The organism is Halomonas sp. KAO, from assembly GCF_015595025.1.
Lineage (GTDB): Bacteria > Pseudomonadota > Gammaproteobacteria > Pseudomonadales > Halomonadaceae > Halomonas.
The window spans coordinates 740-1,099 of the sequence record NZ_JADNRL010000047.1; the positions used below are offsets into that span (position 1 = coordinate 740).

At 62.8% G+C, this 360-nt stretch carries 1 protein-coding gene; it reads right to left on the reverse strand.

The window, feature by feature from the left end; genetic code table 11:
* Nucleotides 1–243: NADP-dependent isocitrate dehydrogenase (locus IOC61_RS17585; protein WP_195690025.1), on the reverse strand; the 243-nt coding region annotated here is incomplete at its 3' end.
* Nucleotides 244–360 lie beyond the last annotated feature (117 nt).

Below are 360 nucleotides of genomic sequence, written 5' to 3' on the forward strand. Positions count from 1 at the left end.
GATGTTGGCTTCCGGCGTCTTGGCCAGGGCGCCCAGTTCGGCAAGGTGATCCTCGACGCGCTGGTCGTCGCTCAGGTAATCGGGAAACTGGGAGAGAATCCGGGCCGCCAGGGAGATGTCCCGCGTCTCGACCTCGACGCCGGCGGCGTCGGTGAAGGCGTCGATGATCGGCAGCAACGAATGGGTCGCCAGCGCAGGCGCTTCGTCGGTGAACGTGTAGATAATCTTCGGCGTTTTTGACATGTTGGCGTTGATCTCTCTGGTCGCTGCGGTAGCAAGAAACGGGATCGCTAGCGCGCTCGCGATGACTGGAACGGGGGACCCCGGCATGCTCTCCCCAGGTTGTGATTCGGCGAGGAT